We start from the raw sequence: 18,838 nt of genomic DNA, 5'->3' as shown, positions 1-18,838 counted from the left end.
CTATACTCTAATAATACAGAAGCCGGGCTTAGAAAATATTATTTATACTATTCCTCTTTAGGCTTAACTGCACTCATCTCTACAGTTTCAGTATTATCTGCGATTTGTGAATCTTCCGAATCTTCGTCTGAATCTTCGGATGAATCATCATCAAAATCATCATCAAAATCATCTTCCGAATCATCATCCGAATCATCATCTGGAGCAAATTGCGCATCATCTTCACTAATGCCAACTTCGTCCATAATCGCATCATTAAGATGTTCCAAATCGTAGTCAATCACAACATCTTCTGGATTTTCTTCGTCTTCAATATCTGCAAATTGCTCTTCTAAGCGGTCAAGCAAAGCGTCAAGCTCAATCGCCTCATCGCTTCGCCCAGCCTCTTCAAGGAAGTACTGCTCCGCTTGAACAGCGCGCATTCTATACTCGCCAGGCAAGCCCTTAGACCTGCCCATTGCGTGAACAAGCTCAATCGCCTTATCTGCATGGTTTGTATCTGCCAAAACGCCTGCATACACAAGGAACATTTCTGCTTTAACTTCGCCGCTAACGCTTTTAGCTTCATCCGACATGCAAATTTCCAGCGCTTTATCGAGGTTACCCATACCGCGCTCGCAATCGGCAATAAATGGAAGATAATCCGTGTATCCATTCATTCGCATAGCTGTTCTAAACTCGCGCGCAGCAAGCTTGTAATCGCCCTGACGGTATGCAATAAATCCTAGTGTTTCGCGCGAAAAATCAATGCGAGACGCCTGCTTTGCAGCCCACTTTGCGTGTTCTAAAGCAAGCTCTGGGTCTTCATCTTGCAAAGCGTATGCAGCAAGAATATGCAAGCCAATGTTTTCGGAATGCTCCTTAGAAAGACCGCGCAAACGCTCGCGAGATTCCTTAGAAAGCATGGAATACTCTAGGCCCTTAGGCATTTTTGGCTCGCCCGGACGCCTATCTGTATACGGGTTTTGAGATGGGTAAGAAACAGTTCCATCCGAGTTTCTACGAGGTCCATTTTCAAAGCGGAAAGATGACTTTGAATCGCGCTTTCTAGAATCGTTCTTCTTAAATCCACCCTTGTGGAATCCATCCTTGTGGAATCCGCCGCGATTGTCTTCAAAGCGGCGATCATTGCGCTCGCCACGATTATCGCGATCAAACTTCTTGTATCTTGGATTGCCCGATTCCTTTGAATCAGATTCAAAACCACGATTTGTGCGCTTATTGTAATCGCTATGATTGTATCGATTATCGCGATTGCGCTTATCTTCGCGATTATATCTATCTTCGCGATTATCTTTTCTGTCAAATCTGCGATTATCGCGATCAAACCTGCGATCACCATCGCCATCAAACTTGCGATCCGAGTTCTTCTTAAAACCGTTCTTCTTGAATCCATCTTTATGGAAACCGTCTTTGTGGAAACCGCCGCGATGCTCACCATCTTTATGGAATCCATCTTTATGAGCACCGTCTTTGTGGAAACCACTCTTGTGGAATCCTCCGCGACGCTCACCATTTCCACCATTTTTACCGCCATTTTGACGGCTAAAATGGCCACGATTACCAAACGACTTACCACTACGCGATCCGCGTTCTTCGCCCATTATTGGCATACCTTTCAAAGTCTAAAAATATAAAATTATACTAAAATCTAATGCTAAAAACAAATCAAGCGCGCTTAAAAACTACGCACGCTCAACAGCACCAATAGCCTTCTTGCCTCTACGAATCAAAGCAAAACGACCGTGCAAGAATGAGCTATCGCTCAAAACGTCATCAACGCTTTCTACGCGATTATTGTTAACGTACAATCCTCCAGCTTCAATAGCTCTACGAGCCTCGGAAATAGTACGGAACAATCCTGCAGCAACAGCGGCCTCAACAACGCGATTTTCAACATGCGCTTTAGCAAATTCCAAAGTGCCATCTTGTGCTTTAACTTTAACGCCATCTAAAGCAGCTTCAAGAGTTTGCTCGTCAATTCCAGCTAAATCACCCTTGCCAAAAAGCGCTCCAGAAGCAGCAATCGCCTGATTTGTAACATCTTCGCCATGCACAAAACTTGTAACTTCCCAAGCGAGCACACGCTGAGCTTCACGACTTCCTGGGTCTTCTTGAATTTGCTTTTCCAAACGCTCAATCTCGCTCTTAGGCAAGAACGTAAAAGCCTTAAGAAGCTTAACAACTTCATCATCTGGCTGATTAAACCAGAATTGATAGAAGCGATAAGGGCTAAGCATTGTAGGATCAAGCCACATTGCGTTACCCTCAGATTTTCCAAACTTACGACCTTGATTATCCGTAATAATTGGGCTTGTAAACACGTTTACAGAAGCTCCGCGAACCTTACGAATCAAATCCATGCCAGAAGTCAAATTACCCCACTGATCAGATCCACCAAGTTGCAAAGTAACGTTGTAATTATCAAACAAGTACAAAAAGTCGTTTCCTTGCAAAACTTGGTAGCTAAACTCAGCGAAAGAAATGCCTTCGTCGGAGTTTAAGCGTCGAGCAACAATATCTTTAGAAAGCATTGTGCCGACTCTAAAGTTCTTGCCAACATCGCGCAAAAAGTCGATGGCAGACATTTTAGAAACCCAGTCGTAGTTGCTTACAAAACGAACAGGATTTTCTCCATCAAGAGGCAAAATACGGCCGATTTGCTTGCGCAAACGCTCCGCCCATCCAGCAACAATATCTTTAGAATTAAGCGTGCGCTCTCCGCTTTGGCGAGGGTCTCCAATCAAGCCCGTAGCACCGCCAACCAAAGCAATAGGATGATGGCCTGCAGCTTGCAAATGACGCATGTTAATAAGCTGAACAAGATTGCCAATATGAAGCGATGCAGCAGTAGGATCGTAGCCGCAATAATAAGTTAATGGTTCTCCGTCAAGTGCTTGAGCAAGTTGATTTTCGTCAGTAGATTGAGAAATCAATCCACGCCACTTTAGCTCTTCAAACAAAGAAGCAAATCCAGCTTCTTTGTAATTCCTCACCTGAGCCATTTATATCTCCTTATTATTGCAAAAATTACCGAAAATATCGGGCGCATTTGCGCGCTACAAGCCTTTCAATTTTGGCAGCACATGGAGACACTCTTATAAGCTGTTCCGTCGCTTACAGATTCAGCGAATTTCTTGTACTCGCTAATCGCAAGCTGAGCTTGATTAATTTGCTCTTTTACGCGCACAAAAGCTGTTCCGCCTTTGCCGCATCTAGAAGAAACAGAGCCATAACTAGAAAGAACAAGTCTAAGATCTGGTATTTTATTTGCATCAATAATGCCGTCTAAAATCGTTGCATAATCGTCGTTACTCAAATCGCTTAAATCGCATTTAAGACTTTCAGCGCGCTTTACACATAGTCCCGATAACGTATGCGCATTGCGGAAAGGAACGCCTTGTTTTACAAGCCATTCTGCAATGTCGGTAGCAAGAGCGAAACCAGTTGCAGACTGCTCAAGCAAGCGAGGCATGTTAAATCGCATTGTTCTAACCATTCCTGCAAATGCTGGAAGCAAAACTTCTAGAGTGTCGATTTGGTCAAAAACCGCTTCTTTATCTTCTTGCAAATCGCGCGCATAAGCGGTTGGAAGACCTTTAAGAGTGGCCATTAATCCAGTTAAATCTCCGATTAATCGCCCAGCTTTACCTCTAGCAAGCTCCGCAATATCTGGATTCTTCTTTTGAGGCATAATCGAAGAGCCAGTAGAATAAGCATCGTCTAAAGTTACGAACGCAAATTCTTGAGTATTCCATATAATAATCTCTTCGCTTAAGCGAGAAATATCAACGCCAATCATAGATGCAATAAACGCAAACTCCGCAACAACATCTCGGCTTGCTGTAGCATCAATCGAGTTTGCACAAACAGCAGAAAAACCAAGCTCTTTAGCAACTTCTTCGGGGTCTAAGCCAAGAGTGTTGCCAGCCAATGCCCCTGCTCCGTATGTACTTTCGTTTGCGCGCAAATCCCAGTCCGCAAGGCGATTTACGTCTCGCAAAAGCGGCCAAACATGAGCCATTAGCTGGTGTGCAAGCAAAATTGGTTGAGCGTGTTGCATATGAGTGCGGCCAGGCATTACAGCGTCTTTTGCTTCTAAAGATTGAGCGACTAAAGCATTGCAAACATCTAGCACGAGTTCCGCTAATGCGCGTGCGTGTCTGCGCAAAAACATGCGTATTAAAGCTGCGATTTGGTCGTTTCTAGAGCGTCCAGCTCTAAGTTTTCCACCAAGTTCGCTTCCTGCAATCTCAAGCAAGCCGCGCTCTAATGCTGTTGCTTCGTCCTCGTCTTCTTCAATTGGAGCAAAAATGCCATTATCTACGCGGTTTTGCAACTCGTCTAGCGCTTTGCAAAGATCTGCGTATTCTTGATTTGTTAATAAACCTGCACGATGCAAAGCGTGTGCGTGCGCGCGAGAGCCTGCAATATCGTCATCCGCTAACCGCCAATCAAATTGCGTTGACTTGCTAAGCTTTGCGAGTTCCGCGGAAGGCCCCGAGCTAAAACGGCCGCCCCACAAGGCTATTGGATGATTAGTATTGGCATTTGCGCTGGCAGTGGCGCTGTCATTTGCGCTGTCATTGGCATTTGCATCGTGCATAGTTATTCTTTCGTCTTTTTAGTCGTTCTTAGTTGTTCTCAGTCGTTCTCAGTCGTTCTTAGCAACGCGCATATCTCGAGCTGCAGCAACTTTACTAGACAATCCGTAGATTTCAATAAATCCGTTGGAAGCGCACTGGTCGAAGGTATCGGAAGAATCGTAAGTAGCTAAGTTAAAGTCATACAAAGACTCATCCGACTTTCTGCCTGTTACAACAGCCTTTCCTGCGTACAAAGTCATGCGAATATCTCCAGAAACATGCTCCTGCGTCTCGTTTATAAACGCATTCAAAGAACGCACAACTGGCGAGAACCACTGGCCGTCGTACACAAATTCTGCCCACTTTTTGTCTAGAGCACGCTTAAGCCTGTGCTGCTCGCGCTCCAAGCAGCAATTTTCAAGCTCTTGATGCGCTGTAATCAAAGCTTGCGCGCCTGGAACTTCGTACAATTCGCGAGACTTAATGCCAACTAAACGATCTTCAATAATATCGATTCTGCCGATTCCTTGAGCGCCTGCCCTCTTGTTCATCTCTTCGATTGCTTGAAGCGCGGTTACGCTGTGGCCGTCAATCGCAACTGGAACGCCTTTTTCAAACGTGATTGTAACTTCGTCTGGAGTTTTAGCTTCCAAAGGATTCTTTGTGTAAGAGTAGCATTCTTCGGTTGGAGCGTTCCACGGATCTTCCAAAAAGCCTGTTTCAATTGCCCTTCCCCAAACGTTTTGGTCTATGGAATACGGGCTTTTCTTGCTTTGAGTAATCGGAAGATTATGGTCGTTTGCAAAAGCGATTTCCACATCTCTAGTAAGCGACAAATCACGAATTGGGCTAATTGCCTTTAAATCTGGGTCCAAAGACTGAATCGCAACTTCAAAGCGAACTTGATCGTTTCCTTTACCCGTGCAACCGTGTGCGATTGTGTCAGCGTCAAATTCGTGCGCTGCGTGAACCAAGTGACGAGTAATAAGTGGCCTAGAAAGCGCGGAAACTAAAGGATACACGTCTTCGTACATTGCGTTTGCTTTTAACGCAAGCATGCAATAGTTATCCGCAAATTCTTCGCGAGCATCAACTACATACGACTCAACAGCTCCGCAAGCTAAAGCGCGGTTTTTTATGACTTCAAGCGCTTCTCCGCCTTGACCAACATTTAATGACACGGCTACAACGTCTTGGCCTGTTTGCTCTTTAAGGTACGGAATTGCTACAGATGTATCGAGGCCACCCGAATACGCCAATACAATACGCTTCTTATTAGTCATAGCAACCTCCCACGGTCATATATTGAATAAATAATATTGAATAAATAAACAATACATAGCATATTATACAACTATATATACAATCTCAACACGCGCAGAAATACACCATTTTGGCGATTCGCGCTTAGAAGTATTTAATCAAAAACCAAAACAAAGATAATACTTATACAGTTAACAGATATGCTTAGTAGGCACAATTTTAAGGCATAATTTTATAAGCATAACTTATAAGCATAATTTATAAACATAATCGCAAATGCGTTATAAATATTTTTTATTCGGAACTGTTAACTCAACCTTAAACCCACCGTATTTGCTTCTGCTTATATCAACCGTTCCATTATGAGCGCCAATAATCTGCTGAACAATCAGCAGACCCAAACCATGACGCTGTTCTGCAGTACTTGTATCGCAAATCATATAGTGCGGTGCATGATTAAGCTTGTCGATTTTTTCATCTGAAGCACCTATACCGTTATCTTCAACACAAATAATACAATTATTATTATTTTCAGCAACGGATACATAAATCGTACACCCATTTTCATTGTGAGATATGCTGTTCTGAATAAGATTAGATATTGCTCGTTTTAATAAATCTTTGTCTACGCTAATATTGCAAACAGTCAATTTAGCATCTGTTTCCCACTTAATCGAAAACTCATCTTGCATACCCATATTCATAAAGTCCACAACAACTTGCCTAACAACAGCAACAACATTTTCTTCTTTTTTCATAATTGGTTGCATATTATATTCAAGTTTTGAAGCCAAATTAAGGTCATTAATCAAATTCTTCATTCTTGCACTTTGCTTAATAATCATCGTCGCTTTTTTACGATCTTCTTGCGAAATATGGAGAGAATTTTCTAACTGTCCTGCATACCCCATAACCATAGATAACGGCGTACGAATATCATGTGAAACTCCAGCTATCCAATTCGCTCTTGCAGTCTCCTTTTTTCTCAATTGTTCTTTTTGTATTTGCAAAATATCGGAAGCAGAATTTATGTTAGATGAAATTTCTGAAAGCGCTCCTGTTTCTGGAATATGCACGCTTTCTCCACTAGATAAACGTTGTATCCCTTTTGTAATCGGATTAATTGATTTTAGTAGTTTTATATTAGCTATTAAATAAATTCCAAGAATAAGCAAAATGTTGATGAAGAATACGCTTAAAAGAATCTGCGGAAAATTTGAGATTAAACTGTATTTCCAACTTGGTCGTGTATGTTTCCAAAAGCTTTTATGCGGAAATCCGACTACGACAACTCCATTCTTATTATCACCCGTGTAAGTTGGATAACCATCAATATAACCAACGCTCAAATTAGCTACATCAGACAAAGTATAATCGTTTGGAATAGTTGCAGGAACGTCTTTTGTTTTCCATACGACTTTCAATGTATTATTATCAATCAAAATTGCCCATGCGCCAGAATTTGTCAATTTGGAAGACATATTTTTTGATAATACATAATCCCCACTTGCGGATAATTGTAATGCTTCTCCCGTCTCTTTGGCTATGCTATAAGGAGACATCTCTTTATCGGGAGCGTAATTTCCTATAAGTACAATAAACGCAATAATATTCATTAATACTATAAGCACAGAGCTTAGTAGAAAAATACTTATAAAGCGTTGTATTAGTTTTGGTATGCTTTTCATTCTGCTTTACTCCACAATCAGCTTATACCCTAAGCCTTTAACTGTTATTAAAGAAACAGGCTGCGATGGATTGAGTTCTATTTTTTCTCTGATACGACGTATATGTGCCATTAAAGAATTTTCATATCCAAAAGGATTATCACCCCATGCAGCTTCACATAACGCGTCAATTGTTACAATGCATCCAGCATTTCTATAAAGTGCAGAAAGTAAATCATATTCTTTGGCTGTGAGTGGAATATGTTCGTTATTTTTTATTACTTGGGCAGAAGAAAAATCAATCTGACTATTTTTCAGTTTAACAATGGGATTTTCGCTCTTGTAGCTTCGTCTTAAAATTGCCATAATGCGAAACGTTAGCTCTTTTGGAAGAAACGGCTTTACAATATAATCGTCTGCTCCTAAGTCAAATCCCTTAAACTTATCTTCATCTTCACCGCAAGCAGTAAGGAATAAGATAGGACAATCACTATATTGTTTTATCTGCTTCATTAACTCAAACCCATTACCGTCGGGGAGCATAACATCAAGGATTGCTAATTCTGGACGTAATTTTTGTGTTGCCTCTACTGCATCTTTTATACTTTTTGCAGTCGTTATATTATAAAAACCGTATTCGTTTAATATGGATACAACCATATCTAGAAGTTCCTGCTCATCATCAACAAGTAGCAGATGCTTGTTCAATAAATAATCATTCCGATTCATGGAGAACCCCCTAACATATATTATGCCATGTGAATATTCATTTTTTGACCTCGAATAAAAATGTAAGGTAGATGTAAGGTGAAGAGAATGTTGTAGAAAGGTTGACGCAATATCATAGATTCCGAAAGGAGATATTGCCATGAACAATATTGTTACAACAGAACATTTAACAAAAAAATATAAGTCATTTATTGCTGTTAATGATGTTTCACTTCATATTCGCAAAGGTAGCATTTACGGCTTTCTTGGGCCAAATGGAGCTGGAAAATCTACAACAATGAAAATGCTCCTAGGGCTTACAGCTCCAACAAAAGGTGCATTTACAATCGACGGAAAAAAGTTTCCTGCCGATCGCATACCTATTTTGAAAGAAATAGGCTCATTTATTGAATCACCATCTTTCTATGCAAATCTAACAGGTAGAGAAAATCTTGACATTATACGTCGCATTTTAGAACTACCTAAGAGTGCAGTTGATGACGCATTAGAATTAGTAGGTCTTTCTGAGTTTGGAGACCGTCTTGCAAAAAAATATTCGCTTGGCATGAAGCAAAGGCTTGGTCTTGCTGGAGCATTGCTTGGTAGACCACCTATTTTGATTTTAGATGAGCCAACAAATGGACTCGATCCATCTGGCATACACGAAATCCGAAATCTGATTAAGTCACTGCCAGATCTTTACGATTGCACGATTCTTATTTCTTCTCATATGCTATCCGAAATTGAGCTTATTGCAGATGATATTGGAATACTTAATCACGGACACTTGTTATTTGAAGGTAGTTTAGATGAACTACGACAGAATGCATTACAATCTGGTTTTGCTTCCGACAATTTGGAAGATATGTTCCTATCCATGATTGATGAAGACAATAAGATCAGGAAGCAGAGTGCAAGACTATGAAAACGCTTGTAATCGAACTAAAAAAATGCAAGAGAACTGGCTTTATAGCTCTTATGATTGCTATTGGCGTTATGGGAGCAGCGTACGCTTTTGTGAATTTTATTGTACGAAAAAATACATTATTAAACCTGCCTTTAGCTCCTATGGATATTCTTCTTACACAGCTTTACGGCATGATTATGGTGTTAAACATGTTCGGCATAATAGTCGCAGCATGCATTATCTACAACATGGAATTTAAGGGAAATGCAGTAAAAAAGATGCATATGCTGCCTATGAGCGTTCCTGCTATGTACCTATGCAAATTTATTCTGCTGACTGTTCTATTACTAATCGCTATTTGCATACAAAATTTAGCACTTGCAAAAATCGGTGTAACAGATTTGCCACAAGGTACGTTTAATGTAAGTACTCTTATATCTTTTGCTGCATATTCATTTATTACGTCAATGCCTGTATTGTCCTTTATGATTTTTGTATCATCACGATTTGAAAACATGTGGGTAACGCTTGGAATTGGTGTAGCAGGATTTTTAAGCGGCATGGCATTGGCTTCGTCAGACATTGTGCTTTTTATGGCATCACCTTTTATAGTTATGCTAAAACCAGCAGTTGCCATGAGCGCGCAACCTAATACTACGGTCGTAATCGTATCCATAGTTGAAACACTTCTGTTTTTATGTTCTGGATTGTGGGCGGCTAAGAACCTGCACTATGAATAAAAACACGCACTATAAGTAAAAACTTGCACTATATAACTATGAATAAGGAGACTATGAAAATGAGATTTTTTGAACTTCTTAGAATCGAATTTAAGAAAGTAAAGCGTAGTAAAATTATTCCTTTGATTTTTATTGCACCACTAATTGTGGTTGGATCTGGTGTAGCAAGCCTTCATAGATACTTCACTCCAGAATATACACACGCATGGGCTGCTATGTTTATTCAAAGCGCATTAGTCTATTCATACTATTTGCTTCCGCTTAGTATGATTGTTATTTGCGTGATGATTGCAGGACGAGAAACAAGCAATAACGGAATACTAAAAATGCTGGCACTGCCTGTTAGCAGATACGCGATTTCTGCTGCAAAATTTTGCGTACTGCTATTTTATTTGCTTATGGAAATGGTCGTATTTTTTGCCGTATTCGTTATAGCAGGATTGTTTGCAACCAGTAGCACAGGAGTTACAGAAACGCTCCCAATTATGTATCTACTAAAATGGTGTTTAGATCTGTTTTTGACTATGATTCCAAGCGTAATAGTCATGTGGGCGATTACTGTGCTTTTTGAAAAGTCAATGCTATCCGTTGGATTAAATATACTTCTTGTAATTCCTGGCGTATTAATAGCAAATACTCCACTTTGGATAGTTTATCCTTATTGTTACAGCGGATATATGGTTTCCCGCTCTCTACATGCAGTTACATCAACAGGATTAGGAAACGGATTTAATCTTATACCATTTTTGCCATGTGCAATTGCAATATCTGTGTTTGTATTTTTGATTGCAATAACACAATTTGGTAAAAAAGAAATGAGATAACAAAAGATACTAAATAACAATGCAACGAAATAACAAATGCAGATGTGACTTGCAAAATCGCGTATAAGGTTTTAGCTATACGCAAAACGCGTAAAACGTTAAAAACGCTCAAAACGCAGTATGGAAACAGATAGAACAAAAACAAAAAGCTTTCGGTTTTGAATGCCCCTAGTAGCAAACAAAACCGAAAGCAACACACTCAACACTCAAAACACAAAACACACACAACAAACGCGCATATGATGCAGACTAATAGGCTTTATGCATCCTTACCGCTGTTACAAAAGTTATTTTTGTATATTTTAGTCATAAATTCTATTGACTTCTTTATTTCTTCCTCGGTAGGCTTTGTGCGTTTTATATTGTTTTGCGTTGGGATTCGATTACATTCTGCACAATCGCTTTTTTTAACATCCACATTCTCAAGATCACCAGGATGATCAATATAATTCCTAATATAGGTACTCATAGATTTATCACGTTTGCAATATTCCTTTTGAGCAGAGTTAAAATGATCATCTTCAGTACTATTTTTAGGCTCCTGTTCAATTAGCCATTTGTCAAAACTACTTATACTTTTTTTTGATACAGTTCCCTTCCCATTATCATAATGCTTTCCTATTGCCTTCTCATGTAAAGCATTAAAAAGCTCAATATGATATTCAACACTAGGCATATCAAATGCACAATAGTTTATTTCTCCCCACGTTGGAGAGTATTCTCCAGATACGTTCAGCATCTCTTTTTTATTAAATCCGCTATAACGTTCTTCGCTATTCGCATTTTCTTTGCTTGTCTCTTCCTTACTAAATATATTTAATTTGTTTCTTAAGCTTGGTTTATTATCAGAATTTTGATTAACTTCATAGAACGCCTTCAACAAATATGGAGAATGCGTTGTTATAAGAATCTGAGATTTTTGTGATAATTTATTAAATGATTTCATAAGCTTATTTTGCGCATTTGGATGCAGGAATGTTTCTGGCTCATCAATGCAAAATATAACGGGCTTTTCTACACTGTCTTCAGATTTATTATTTATCTCTGCATATAACTGAATCAGACTCAAAGCCAGCGCTCTCTGCATACCTGTTCCCTTTTGGCACACTGGCGTAGCAATCCCATTATCAGATACAAGTACAACACCATTTTTGAAGAAACTATCTATTTCAGGTAGTTCAAAATCGAATTTTACTTCGCCCTCTCCGTATTGCTCATCTAGTATTTTTGTTACTTTGCGCTCTGTATCTTCCAGTATTTTCTGTAAGCCTTTGTCTCCAAACGCTTCTTTGTGCGCATCCTTAAACTTTCCCCATAAAGTTTTATTACCGTTTCCATCATCTTCTCTTTGAAAATCTTTTGTTAAATCATTTATTATTTTTCCTATTATCTTTGTCTTACCAAAATCTTGATATTCTTCATTCTTTAAGTCGGAATACACAAATTGCACATCAAACAACGCTGCAATGGTTTTATCAATTCCCGTAGGGTTTTCGTATCTTTTAATTCCTTCTTCATTGGAGTTTGGATTATAAACCCTTATATTTTTAATATCCAAATTAACAGTTTTCTTACCTTGCACAACAGAAGTACTCTCGGAACTTCTTAGTATTCTTATGCTACAAGTTTCATCATCGCAATTTTCCTTATTGCACTTTTCTTTTATAAGATAGTCTTGGTATTTTTTTAGACCAGAGTTATCGCTATTAACTAATTTTTCAATATCTGTACCCGTAAATTCAATTTCAACACTTACATCTTCTGACTCTTTACCCTTTGTTATATATTCTTCTTTACTCTTTCCCGATTGTATAAATTCAATTGCTCTAAAAATTGTTGTTTTACCGCAATTATTATTTCCAACAAAAAAATTAATTCCGTCCGATAAATCTAATACATGACTTCCAGCAAAACTCTTAAAATTATTTAATATTATTTTTGAGATATACATATCAAACTCCTTGCATAAGTTATATGCAGAAACTCATTTTCTTTCTAACAAATAAATGTGTTCATTATTTAAGAGAAATAAAATAGCATCTTTGCATCAATTGCAATTCTATGATTATTATTTCTAGAATCGCTTTGTTTTCTATTAGTACCATTTAAAACACAACTATGTGCTATAAATTCCTAACTGCTAAAGTTGCAACATTATTAGAACATTTTGATATAGTAAAGGGATGAATGGATTAACCACTCACCCCTTTACTATTTTGTAAACACTAGAACTGTCTTTACGTAATGCCTAACAAATTACAAAAACATAACCATTAAGCTTAAAGACAACTCCAAATCAGTGCTTAGTGACGAGCCTTGCGAACAGCAGCACCCATGCCAGCAAGCATGGTGGCAGCCAAAGCGGTCAAAGTTACGCCAACACCAGTAGCAGGCAACTTCTTACCGGCATCCTTCTTCTTCTCAACCACAGTGGTCTTAGCACCAGCAGCAGCACCATTGGCACCAGCCTGGCCAGACTGACCCTGCTTAGCCTTTGCATCCTTAGAAGTCTCAGCTGGCTTTGTGTCCTGAGGATTCTTTGGATCAGCTTCAGCTGGAGCAGGCTTAGCTTCATTCAAAGCCTTCTGAGCCGTCTCAAGCTCCTCCTGAGCTGTGCTCAATTCCTTCTGAGCTTTCTCTACAGCAGCCTTCTTCTTTGCACCATCAGCATCATTATCATAGGTAGCTGTCTGAGCATCATTTGCTGCCTTTGTCTTATCTGCAACAGTAGCCTTAGCCTCTTCAACAGCAGCCTCGAGCTTCAAGACCTGAGCTTTAGTATAAGTCTTAGCAGCCTTCTTCTGAGGGATGAGCAATTCGTTAAAGAAGCTGCTCACTTCTCCTTGGTTCTTGAAAGGCGTGTCATCATTATTAGCAGCCATTGCTGGGGTTGCCATTGCAAAGCCAGCGAGCAAAGTTGCGCCAGCAGCGAAAGCGGCGATAGCCTTCTTATTCATCATTTTATTTCCTTTCTTCTTCTCCTATGCGTTAGGGGCGCATAGAAAAATTTGCCTTTGCGGTTTCCCGCGTAGTAACCGAGAACTAGGGATTCATCGGTAACTGACTTAAAAGATACAACATACTCTACCGAAAATCAACTAAAACATTCAGCTAACATTAAGGTTTGTTCTAAATATTTTATTGTGATTTTACTAAACTAATACTATTTGCCGTAAATTTTACACATAAATTACTAACCAACCGTAAAAATACGCATTTCAAGTTTTTTGAAGAATTTTCCCAGGTTTTTTTAAGGAAACGATCTTCTCGCGTGTCGCAAAACAAATAATGGGAAAAGAATCAGGAAAATCGTTCGCACGGATTAGCCGTGCGAACGTCTTCGCCGCCGTAGAAGCACACCGTGCTTCTACGCTAAGCGGCTCAGCGAATCGAAGTGATTTTTCGCGCATTATGCAGCTCAAAATCGTCGATTCGCGGGTGTGTCGCACTATAAAAAACCGTAGTGCGATTGTACTGAATTTTGTTGTGTCAAGTCATTAGCTCGCTCTAAGCGAAAAGGCAGGTCATGTCGTTAGCGCGGTCTAAGCGCGCTATTCCTCACGGCTATTAGTAGCCGTTCGGCTGATTTGGCACATAAAGTCCACTGGACTTTATGCCTTAAGCCAAATCACGCTTTGAAGGAGCTTGAAATGCGTTATGCAATTTCAAGCTCAGTCAAAGCGCGCAGCAGAAGCAGTGCTTCTGCCTTGAGTGGCTCAGCGCTCCGAATTGCCTTCGCGCGCGACTCTTCAAGCGCTCAGGCAGGTCGGAGCGCAAACACACTACAGTTTTATCAATGCCAATCTCTTCATTTACTAGCAAACTATACTTTTCACACTCCTTCAGGTTTACCAATACGTCTAATTCACATCCCACAACAATACCTAAACCAACAATGGAAAGCTAACTTGACATTTGCTTTCAAAACAATTATATTATATGTAAAGCTAGCTTTCCATTAGAAAGGAGAATGTAATGTGAAAAATAGACTTGAACAAATTAGAAAAGAAAAAGGCATAACACAAGAAGAACTTGCCGATACACTAGAAGTATCAAGACAAACAGTCGGTTCTTTGGAAAATGGAAGATACAACCCATCAATCATATTGGCATACAAAATTGCTAAGTACTTTAATTTAACAATCGAAGAAATATTTATATACGAGGAAGATAAAAAATGAAAAAACAGAAAACCCAGAATTTTTGGTACATAGGATATGTAATAGGAATTTGCGGATTGATTCTTGCACTCACTCTTAAACTGAACGAATCCGTAGAAATTGTACTGTCAGTTGTTTTTGTTGCAATTATCTCACTTTCACACGTAAAAATCATGCACTATAAGATGATGGAAAAAGACCACAACTACAAAATAAATGTGAACGATGAAAGAAACGAGAAAATCAAAGATAAAGTAAATGCAACAATGGCATTCATACTAATGCACCTAATGGGAATAATTGCCATAATTGCATTTATCACAAAAGCATATTTGCCAGCTGCTCTTTTAGCTATTTCAGTCGCCTTTTCTCCATTAATCATGTTTTTTATCAACAAATATTATGAGAAAAAATATTAAAACCAGACCCACCCACCCATTTACTACTTATTACGAAGCTTACCAACTTTCATAAATTCTTTATCTCCAATACGGAACTTTTTACTATTAAACGCCACTCCCATAATTCTGCTAATAATATACTCATCAGTTATAAGCACGAAATACTGCTTATCTTTTTTATCCACCAAATAATACTGATCAGCCCCAAGAGTGGAAACAGCTTTACTGAAATCATATATGCCAAACAATGGCAATCCTCCAAGGAGAGTAGAAAACCATCCAACAAAATTATCCACCATTTTCTCAGATGAACTGTTATAAGTCTTAACAACAGTTAGCATATTGATTTCTGAATCAGGATATTCATCTAATACAATCTGCTCTTTAATTTTCGACTTCTTAAAACCGCTCAACCTACCGTCGAAACCATATTTATTGAGATTAATAGGCTTCTTAGTAATAGAAAAATCAACGCTATTGTTCTCATCCAAAAGATAATCAACACTCACGCTTAGAGCAGATGCAATAAATTTCAGATTATCTATATCTGGCAAACCTCGATTCGTTTCCCATTTTGCTACAGCAGCACGAGATACCATCAATAATTCCGAAAGCTCCTCCTGCGTCAACCCAGCTTCCAGACGAGCCTTTTTAATTTTTTCTCCCAAAGATATAACACTACTCATAATGCAACTCCTTTCAAATCAGTTATTACACATAATGAAATTACTTGACGGAAACCAAATTAGTATTGAAATATTTGATTTAGATACCGCCTAATTACAAACTAACAAATAATTTACAACGGAAAAAGAAACAAGGTGAAACACTATAGTTACCAACTGTAACAGTATAAGAATGCAAATAATGTAGGGAACTTTTTTTACAATTTTTACACCGATTTGTTCCCTAAAACATAAGCAACTAGAGCACGCAACTATGGATGCTACTATCTGACAATCACTATCTAGCAATCTTCCGACACTCTTCGATTCTGGCATCCAACCACTCTGCCCTACTACCAATAAACCCTACTACCAATATGCCCTACTGCTCTTTGCAATTAGCCCAGTGCTATATTCATACGTGTAGGTGTTCTGCATATCAGCATCACTCGGCGACCAGCTTCCATTTGAAGATTTTGAAGCCTTAAACAGAATATAAAGACCACATTTTCCATCCTGAGAGTCCCTGTTATACTGCAGATAAGTAATGTCCGAACGGCTTTCACTCAGAACAAAGTACATATCCCCCTTGGCAGTATAGTTCTCCTTGAACGTAAAGCCTTGCACCGCAAAATACTTATCAAATATCTTAAGCGCTGCATTTCTTTCCCTCTTTGATTCTAAATCACGCTCAGTGGCATCATGCAAATCGGAATTTTTCTCTGGCTCTTCAGCCTTTAATCTTGTATCTTTTAATCTTGTATCTTTCCTGTTATTGCGATCGATTCTGCTATACCACTCAGATTCACTTATTTTTGGATCAGTATCACTTGAATCTTTCATTGGTCGAAGATACTTAAGGAAAAATGGGCCTTCAGACTTATAAAGATAATACTCAAAAGGAGCATACATATCATCCACGTGCTCTGTGTATGTACCATTATCATTTTGTTTCACAGAATATCTTCCAACAATAAATAAAACGTCAAAAAATCCAAGACCTAAGATAATCAATACGCAAAGTAGAACAGATAGATAACGAAGTACAATTCTTATACCTATTTTCCGTATACGCGAAATAAGATAGAGATTATAGAAAACACATTCAAGAGCAATCGTAATCATCCAAACAACTGGCATTGCCGCGCATATAACATATACCCAAGTCTGCAAAAGCCACCGATTTGGAAGATGCAACGCAGTTATTTCAAAAAATGCAGTTAGAATACCACTTAACACAAAAAAGCAACAAAGAACCAGTGAGAGTCTACCCTTCCCCTGTTGATTATCATAGCTAAGAAAAGATTTGTTACAATCTACATTTTCACTACGAAAACGACTGTGTAGATTGCGTTGCCAAATAACACAAATAACCCAAATAAGAGAAACTCCAACAAGAAACAGAATTGCAAAACAATAGGTGATCCATCCAAAAAGCTGTAGCTTATTGGATGCCATAAAAACAGTTCCAATAATCATTAAGATGGAAAAGATTTCCGCACTCAGTTGTAAAACCTTATACTTGTACAATTCTTTATTTGCACTGTTAAGGTTTTCACATATTTGCTCATGTGATTCACAACATAGAGGATTTTTCTCATCTGTGGGAGTATGTTCCTGCTTTTCTTTCTCTTTCATCGATGAATCTGACATTTTTCTGTTCCTACATTCTGTTTCCTATATTGCGCTTACGATTTACAATTGTTCTAATTATTCCAGTCGCTTAGTCTGTTCTCTTCTAGCGTAAATAATCGCGAGTATTTGAACTTCTTTTCTACTCTCATCAACACAACGCTTTCGACGTATGTAGAACCTTTTGCTCAAAAGAGAAGAAAACAGTCTTACAAAATCTTATGCAGCTACTGCGGTTCTTCTCCATGGATGATGCTTTATAACGATAACAATATCTGTAAGCACAATGCCAGCAACTACACTCACCCACACTAAACTCGGTGTAAGAAGCCAAGCGAGAACACCAAAGATCAGCAGTCGAAGCAATACAACAATAACTAAGAAAGGCCAACTTTTTGTTAGGCATTTCTGTTGATCAGCCTTCAATGCGCCCATCAGAACCATAACCGCAGCAGCCGCGCAAGAAAATAGCATATTGCCAAAGAATATGACGAGTAGCGTGCTCCAGCCAACGATACTACCCAGCATCCACCATTGCAGCATCAGCGCAAGCAAAAATGTTGCAACATCGCATACTGCTTCAATCAGCATATTCGCAACAATTAACGAGGAGAATGTTAGAGACGTACCTCTAGGAGTGCCTGTTTTACCTGCGCTCGCATGCTGTAATGCAATCATGTTTCTCGCCTCGGCGCGCTTTACGCGCTCTTCTTCAAGCATTTGAACGCCAAGCTCAACCGATTTCTTTGAAGCTTCCTGTAATTGCGCATCCGTCATACCTGGCTGCCAAGGCTTTTCGAAAACAAACAGCAACACACTAGTAATCGCTGCGCCAAGAATAATGCTTAGCAATGTGATATCGGAAACAAGCAATAAAGCAATACCAGAAGTCACCAGCAGTCTGAGCACAAAATCGATGATTCCTCTGAGTAAATCGCCAGACCCGTCATCTGGTCTGCGACGCCTATCCCACTGCAGATACGCTGCACTTAGAAGCGAAAACACCACAACACTAAGTGCGAGTATTGCCACAGTTTCCCAACCCAGTACGCGGTGGCCTACGAACTGCTGTACAAGCAACGCAATAATAAGCGTGCAAATACCAGCAACAGTTTCTGTAATCACATAACCCCAAAAAGCATCCTTGAAAAGCACTGGCCTTACCTTCGTCTCACTCATCATCTTTCTCCAGAAAATGCAATCACGGAATATCGTGCTTTGATTGTACAGCTTTGTTCGCACAAAATATCTAAAAATTACCCTAAACACCGCTTGAGCGGTCAGT

Annotated in this window: 16 protein-coding genes; 5 read left to right on the top strand and 11 right to left on the bottom strand. The window is 39.2% G+C overall.

The features are described from left to right. Nucleotides 1-47: 47 nt before the first annotated feature. The 6 genes from NYP55_RS05255 to NYP55_RS05230 all read right to left on the bottom strand — a co-directional run bounded on the left by NYP55_RS05255 (nucleotide 48) and on the right by NYP55_RS05230 (nucleotide 8,245). Nucleotides 48-1,604 carry a tetratricopeptide repeat protein gene (locus NYP55_RS05255; RefSeq protein WP_472781654.1) on the bottom strand — a complete coding sequence of 519 codons (1,557 nt, stop codon included), beginning with the start codon at nucleotides 1,602-1,604 and terminating at the stop codon, nucleotides 48-50. A gap of 81 nt (nucleotides 1,605-1,685) precedes the next feature. Beyond that, nucleotides 1,686-3,005 (bottom strand): tyrosine--tRNA ligase, encoded by a 1,320-nt coding sequence (gene tyrS, locus NYP55_RS05250; protein ID WP_020757890.1) that lies wholly within the window; start codon nucleotides 3,003-3,005, stop codon nucleotides 1,686-1,688. Nucleotides 3,006-3,070: 65 nt separating this feature from the next. Then, complete coding sequence (gene argH / locus NYP55_RS05245; RefSeq protein WP_472781653.1) at nucleotides 3,071-4,606, bottom strand: argininosuccinate lyase; 1,536 nt, start codon at nucleotides 4,604-4,606, stop codon at nucleotides 3,071-3,073. 48 nt (nucleotides 4,607-4,654) lie between these two features. Beyond that, nucleotides 4,655-5,869 carry an argininosuccinate synthase gene (locus NYP55_RS05240; protein ID WP_415688285.1) on the bottom strand — a complete coding sequence of 405 codons (1,215 nt, stop codon included), beginning with the start codon at nucleotides 5,867-5,869 and terminating at the stop codon, nucleotides 4,655-4,657. Between the two features lie 261 nt (nucleotides 5,870-6,130). Continuing rightward, nucleotides 6,131-7,537: a sensor histidine kinase gene (locus NYP55_RS05235; RefSeq protein ID WP_004574608.1), complete on the bottom strand. Its 1,407-nt coding sequence runs from the start codon at nucleotides 7,535-7,537 to the stop codon at nucleotides 6,131-6,133. 6 nt (nucleotides 7,538-7,543) lie between these two features. After that, nucleotides 7,544-8,245, bottom strand: coding sequence for a response regulator transcription factor (locus NYP55_RS05230; protein ID WP_172539762.1), 702 nt, complete (start codon nucleotides 8,243-8,245; stop codon nucleotides 7,544-7,546). Nucleotides 8,246-8,384: 139 nt separating this feature from the next. On the opposite strand from NYP55_RS05230, the gene NYP55_RS05225 reads away from it, so the two are divergent. Genes NYP55_RS05225 through NYP55_RS05215 form a run of 3 tightly spaced genes read left to right on the top strand, consistent with a single transcriptional unit; the run spans nucleotide 8,385 to nucleotide 10,695 of the window. After that, nucleotides 8,385-9,149: an ABC transporter ATP-binding protein gene (locus tag NYP55_RS05225; protein WP_004132070.1), complete on the top strand. Its 765-nt coding sequence runs from the start codon at nucleotides 8,385-8,387 to the stop codon at nucleotides 9,147-9,149. Next, nucleotides 9,146-9,871 carry an ABC transporter permease gene (locus NYP55_RS05220; protein WP_004132069.1) on the top strand — a complete coding sequence of 242 codons (726 nt, stop codon included), beginning with the start codon at nucleotides 9,146-9,148 and terminating at the stop codon, nucleotides 9,869-9,871. Before NYP55_RS05225 ends, NYP55_RS05220 begins: the two co-directional genes overlap by 4 nt. Before the next feature lie 59 nt (nucleotides 9,872-9,930). Further along, nucleotides 9,931-10,695, top strand: a complete 765-nt coding sequence (locus NYP55_RS05215) for an ABC transporter permease (protein WP_004132068.1) — start codon at nucleotides 9,931-9,933, stop codon at nucleotides 10,693-10,695. Between the two features lie 259 nt (nucleotides 10,696-10,954). Here NYP55_RS05215 and NYP55_RS05210 read toward each other — a convergent pair whose 3' ends face one another. Beyond that, nucleotides 10,955-12,646 carry an ATP-dependent nuclease gene (locus NYP55_RS05210; protein ID WP_472781652.1) on the bottom strand — a complete coding sequence of 564 codons (1,692 nt, stop codon included), beginning with the start codon at nucleotides 12,644-12,646 and terminating at the stop codon, nucleotides 10,955-10,957. Nucleotides 12,647-12,998: 352 nt separating this feature from the next. Next, on the bottom strand, nucleotides 12,999-13,655 hold the full coding sequence (locus NYP55_RS05205; protein ID WP_472781651.1) for a peptidase: 657 nt from the start codon (nucleotides 13,653-13,655) through the stop codon (nucleotides 12,999-13,001). 1,017 nt (nucleotides 13,656-14,672) lie between these two features. Between NYP55_RS05205 and NYP55_RS05200 the strand changes: the two genes are divergently transcribed. Together NYP55_RS05200 and NYP55_RS05195 are read left to right on the top strand one after the other, a co-directional pair. Then, nucleotides 14,673-14,876 (top strand): helix-turn-helix transcriptional regulator, encoded by a 204-nt coding sequence (locus NYP55_RS05200; RefSeq protein ID WP_472781650.1) that lies wholly within the window; start codon nucleotides 14,673-14,675, stop codon nucleotides 14,874-14,876. Then, a complete protein-coding gene (locus NYP55_RS05195) occupies nucleotides 14,873-15,274 on the top strand; it encodes a DUF2178 domain-containing protein (protein WP_415697617.1) in 402 nt (133 codons plus the stop codon). Before NYP55_RS05200 ends, NYP55_RS05195 begins: the two co-directional genes overlap by 4 nt. 23 nt (nucleotides 15,275-15,297) lie before the next feature. On the opposite strand, the gene NYP55_RS05190 is transcribed toward NYP55_RS05195, so the two are convergent. From NYP55_RS05190 to NYP55_RS05180, 3 genes are all read right to left on the bottom strand, one after another. Then, nucleotides 15,298-15,942 carry a helix-turn-helix transcriptional regulator gene (locus tag NYP55_RS05190; RefSeq protein ID WP_020759183.1) on the bottom strand — a complete coding sequence of 215 codons (645 nt, stop codon included), beginning with the start codon at nucleotides 15,940-15,942 and terminating at the stop codon, nucleotides 15,298-15,300. Nucleotides 15,943-16,290: 348 nt separating this feature from the next. Then, nucleotides 16,291-17,574: an MFS transporter gene (locus NYP55_RS05185; RefSeq protein WP_472781649.1), complete on the bottom strand. Its 1,284-nt coding sequence runs from the start codon at nucleotides 17,572-17,574 to the stop codon at nucleotides 16,291-16,293. 198 nt (nucleotides 17,575-17,772) lie between these two features. Further along, entirely contained in the window at nucleotides 17,773-18,732 is a 960-nt protein-coding gene (locus tag NYP55_RS05180) for a hypothetical protein (RefSeq protein WP_472781648.1), read from the bottom strand. Nucleotides 18,733-18,838: the final 106 nt, after the last annotated feature.

Source organism: Gardnerella sp. c10Ua_31 (genome assembly GCF_055700915.1).
This window is presented reverse-complemented; position numbering and strand designations above follow the sequence as displayed.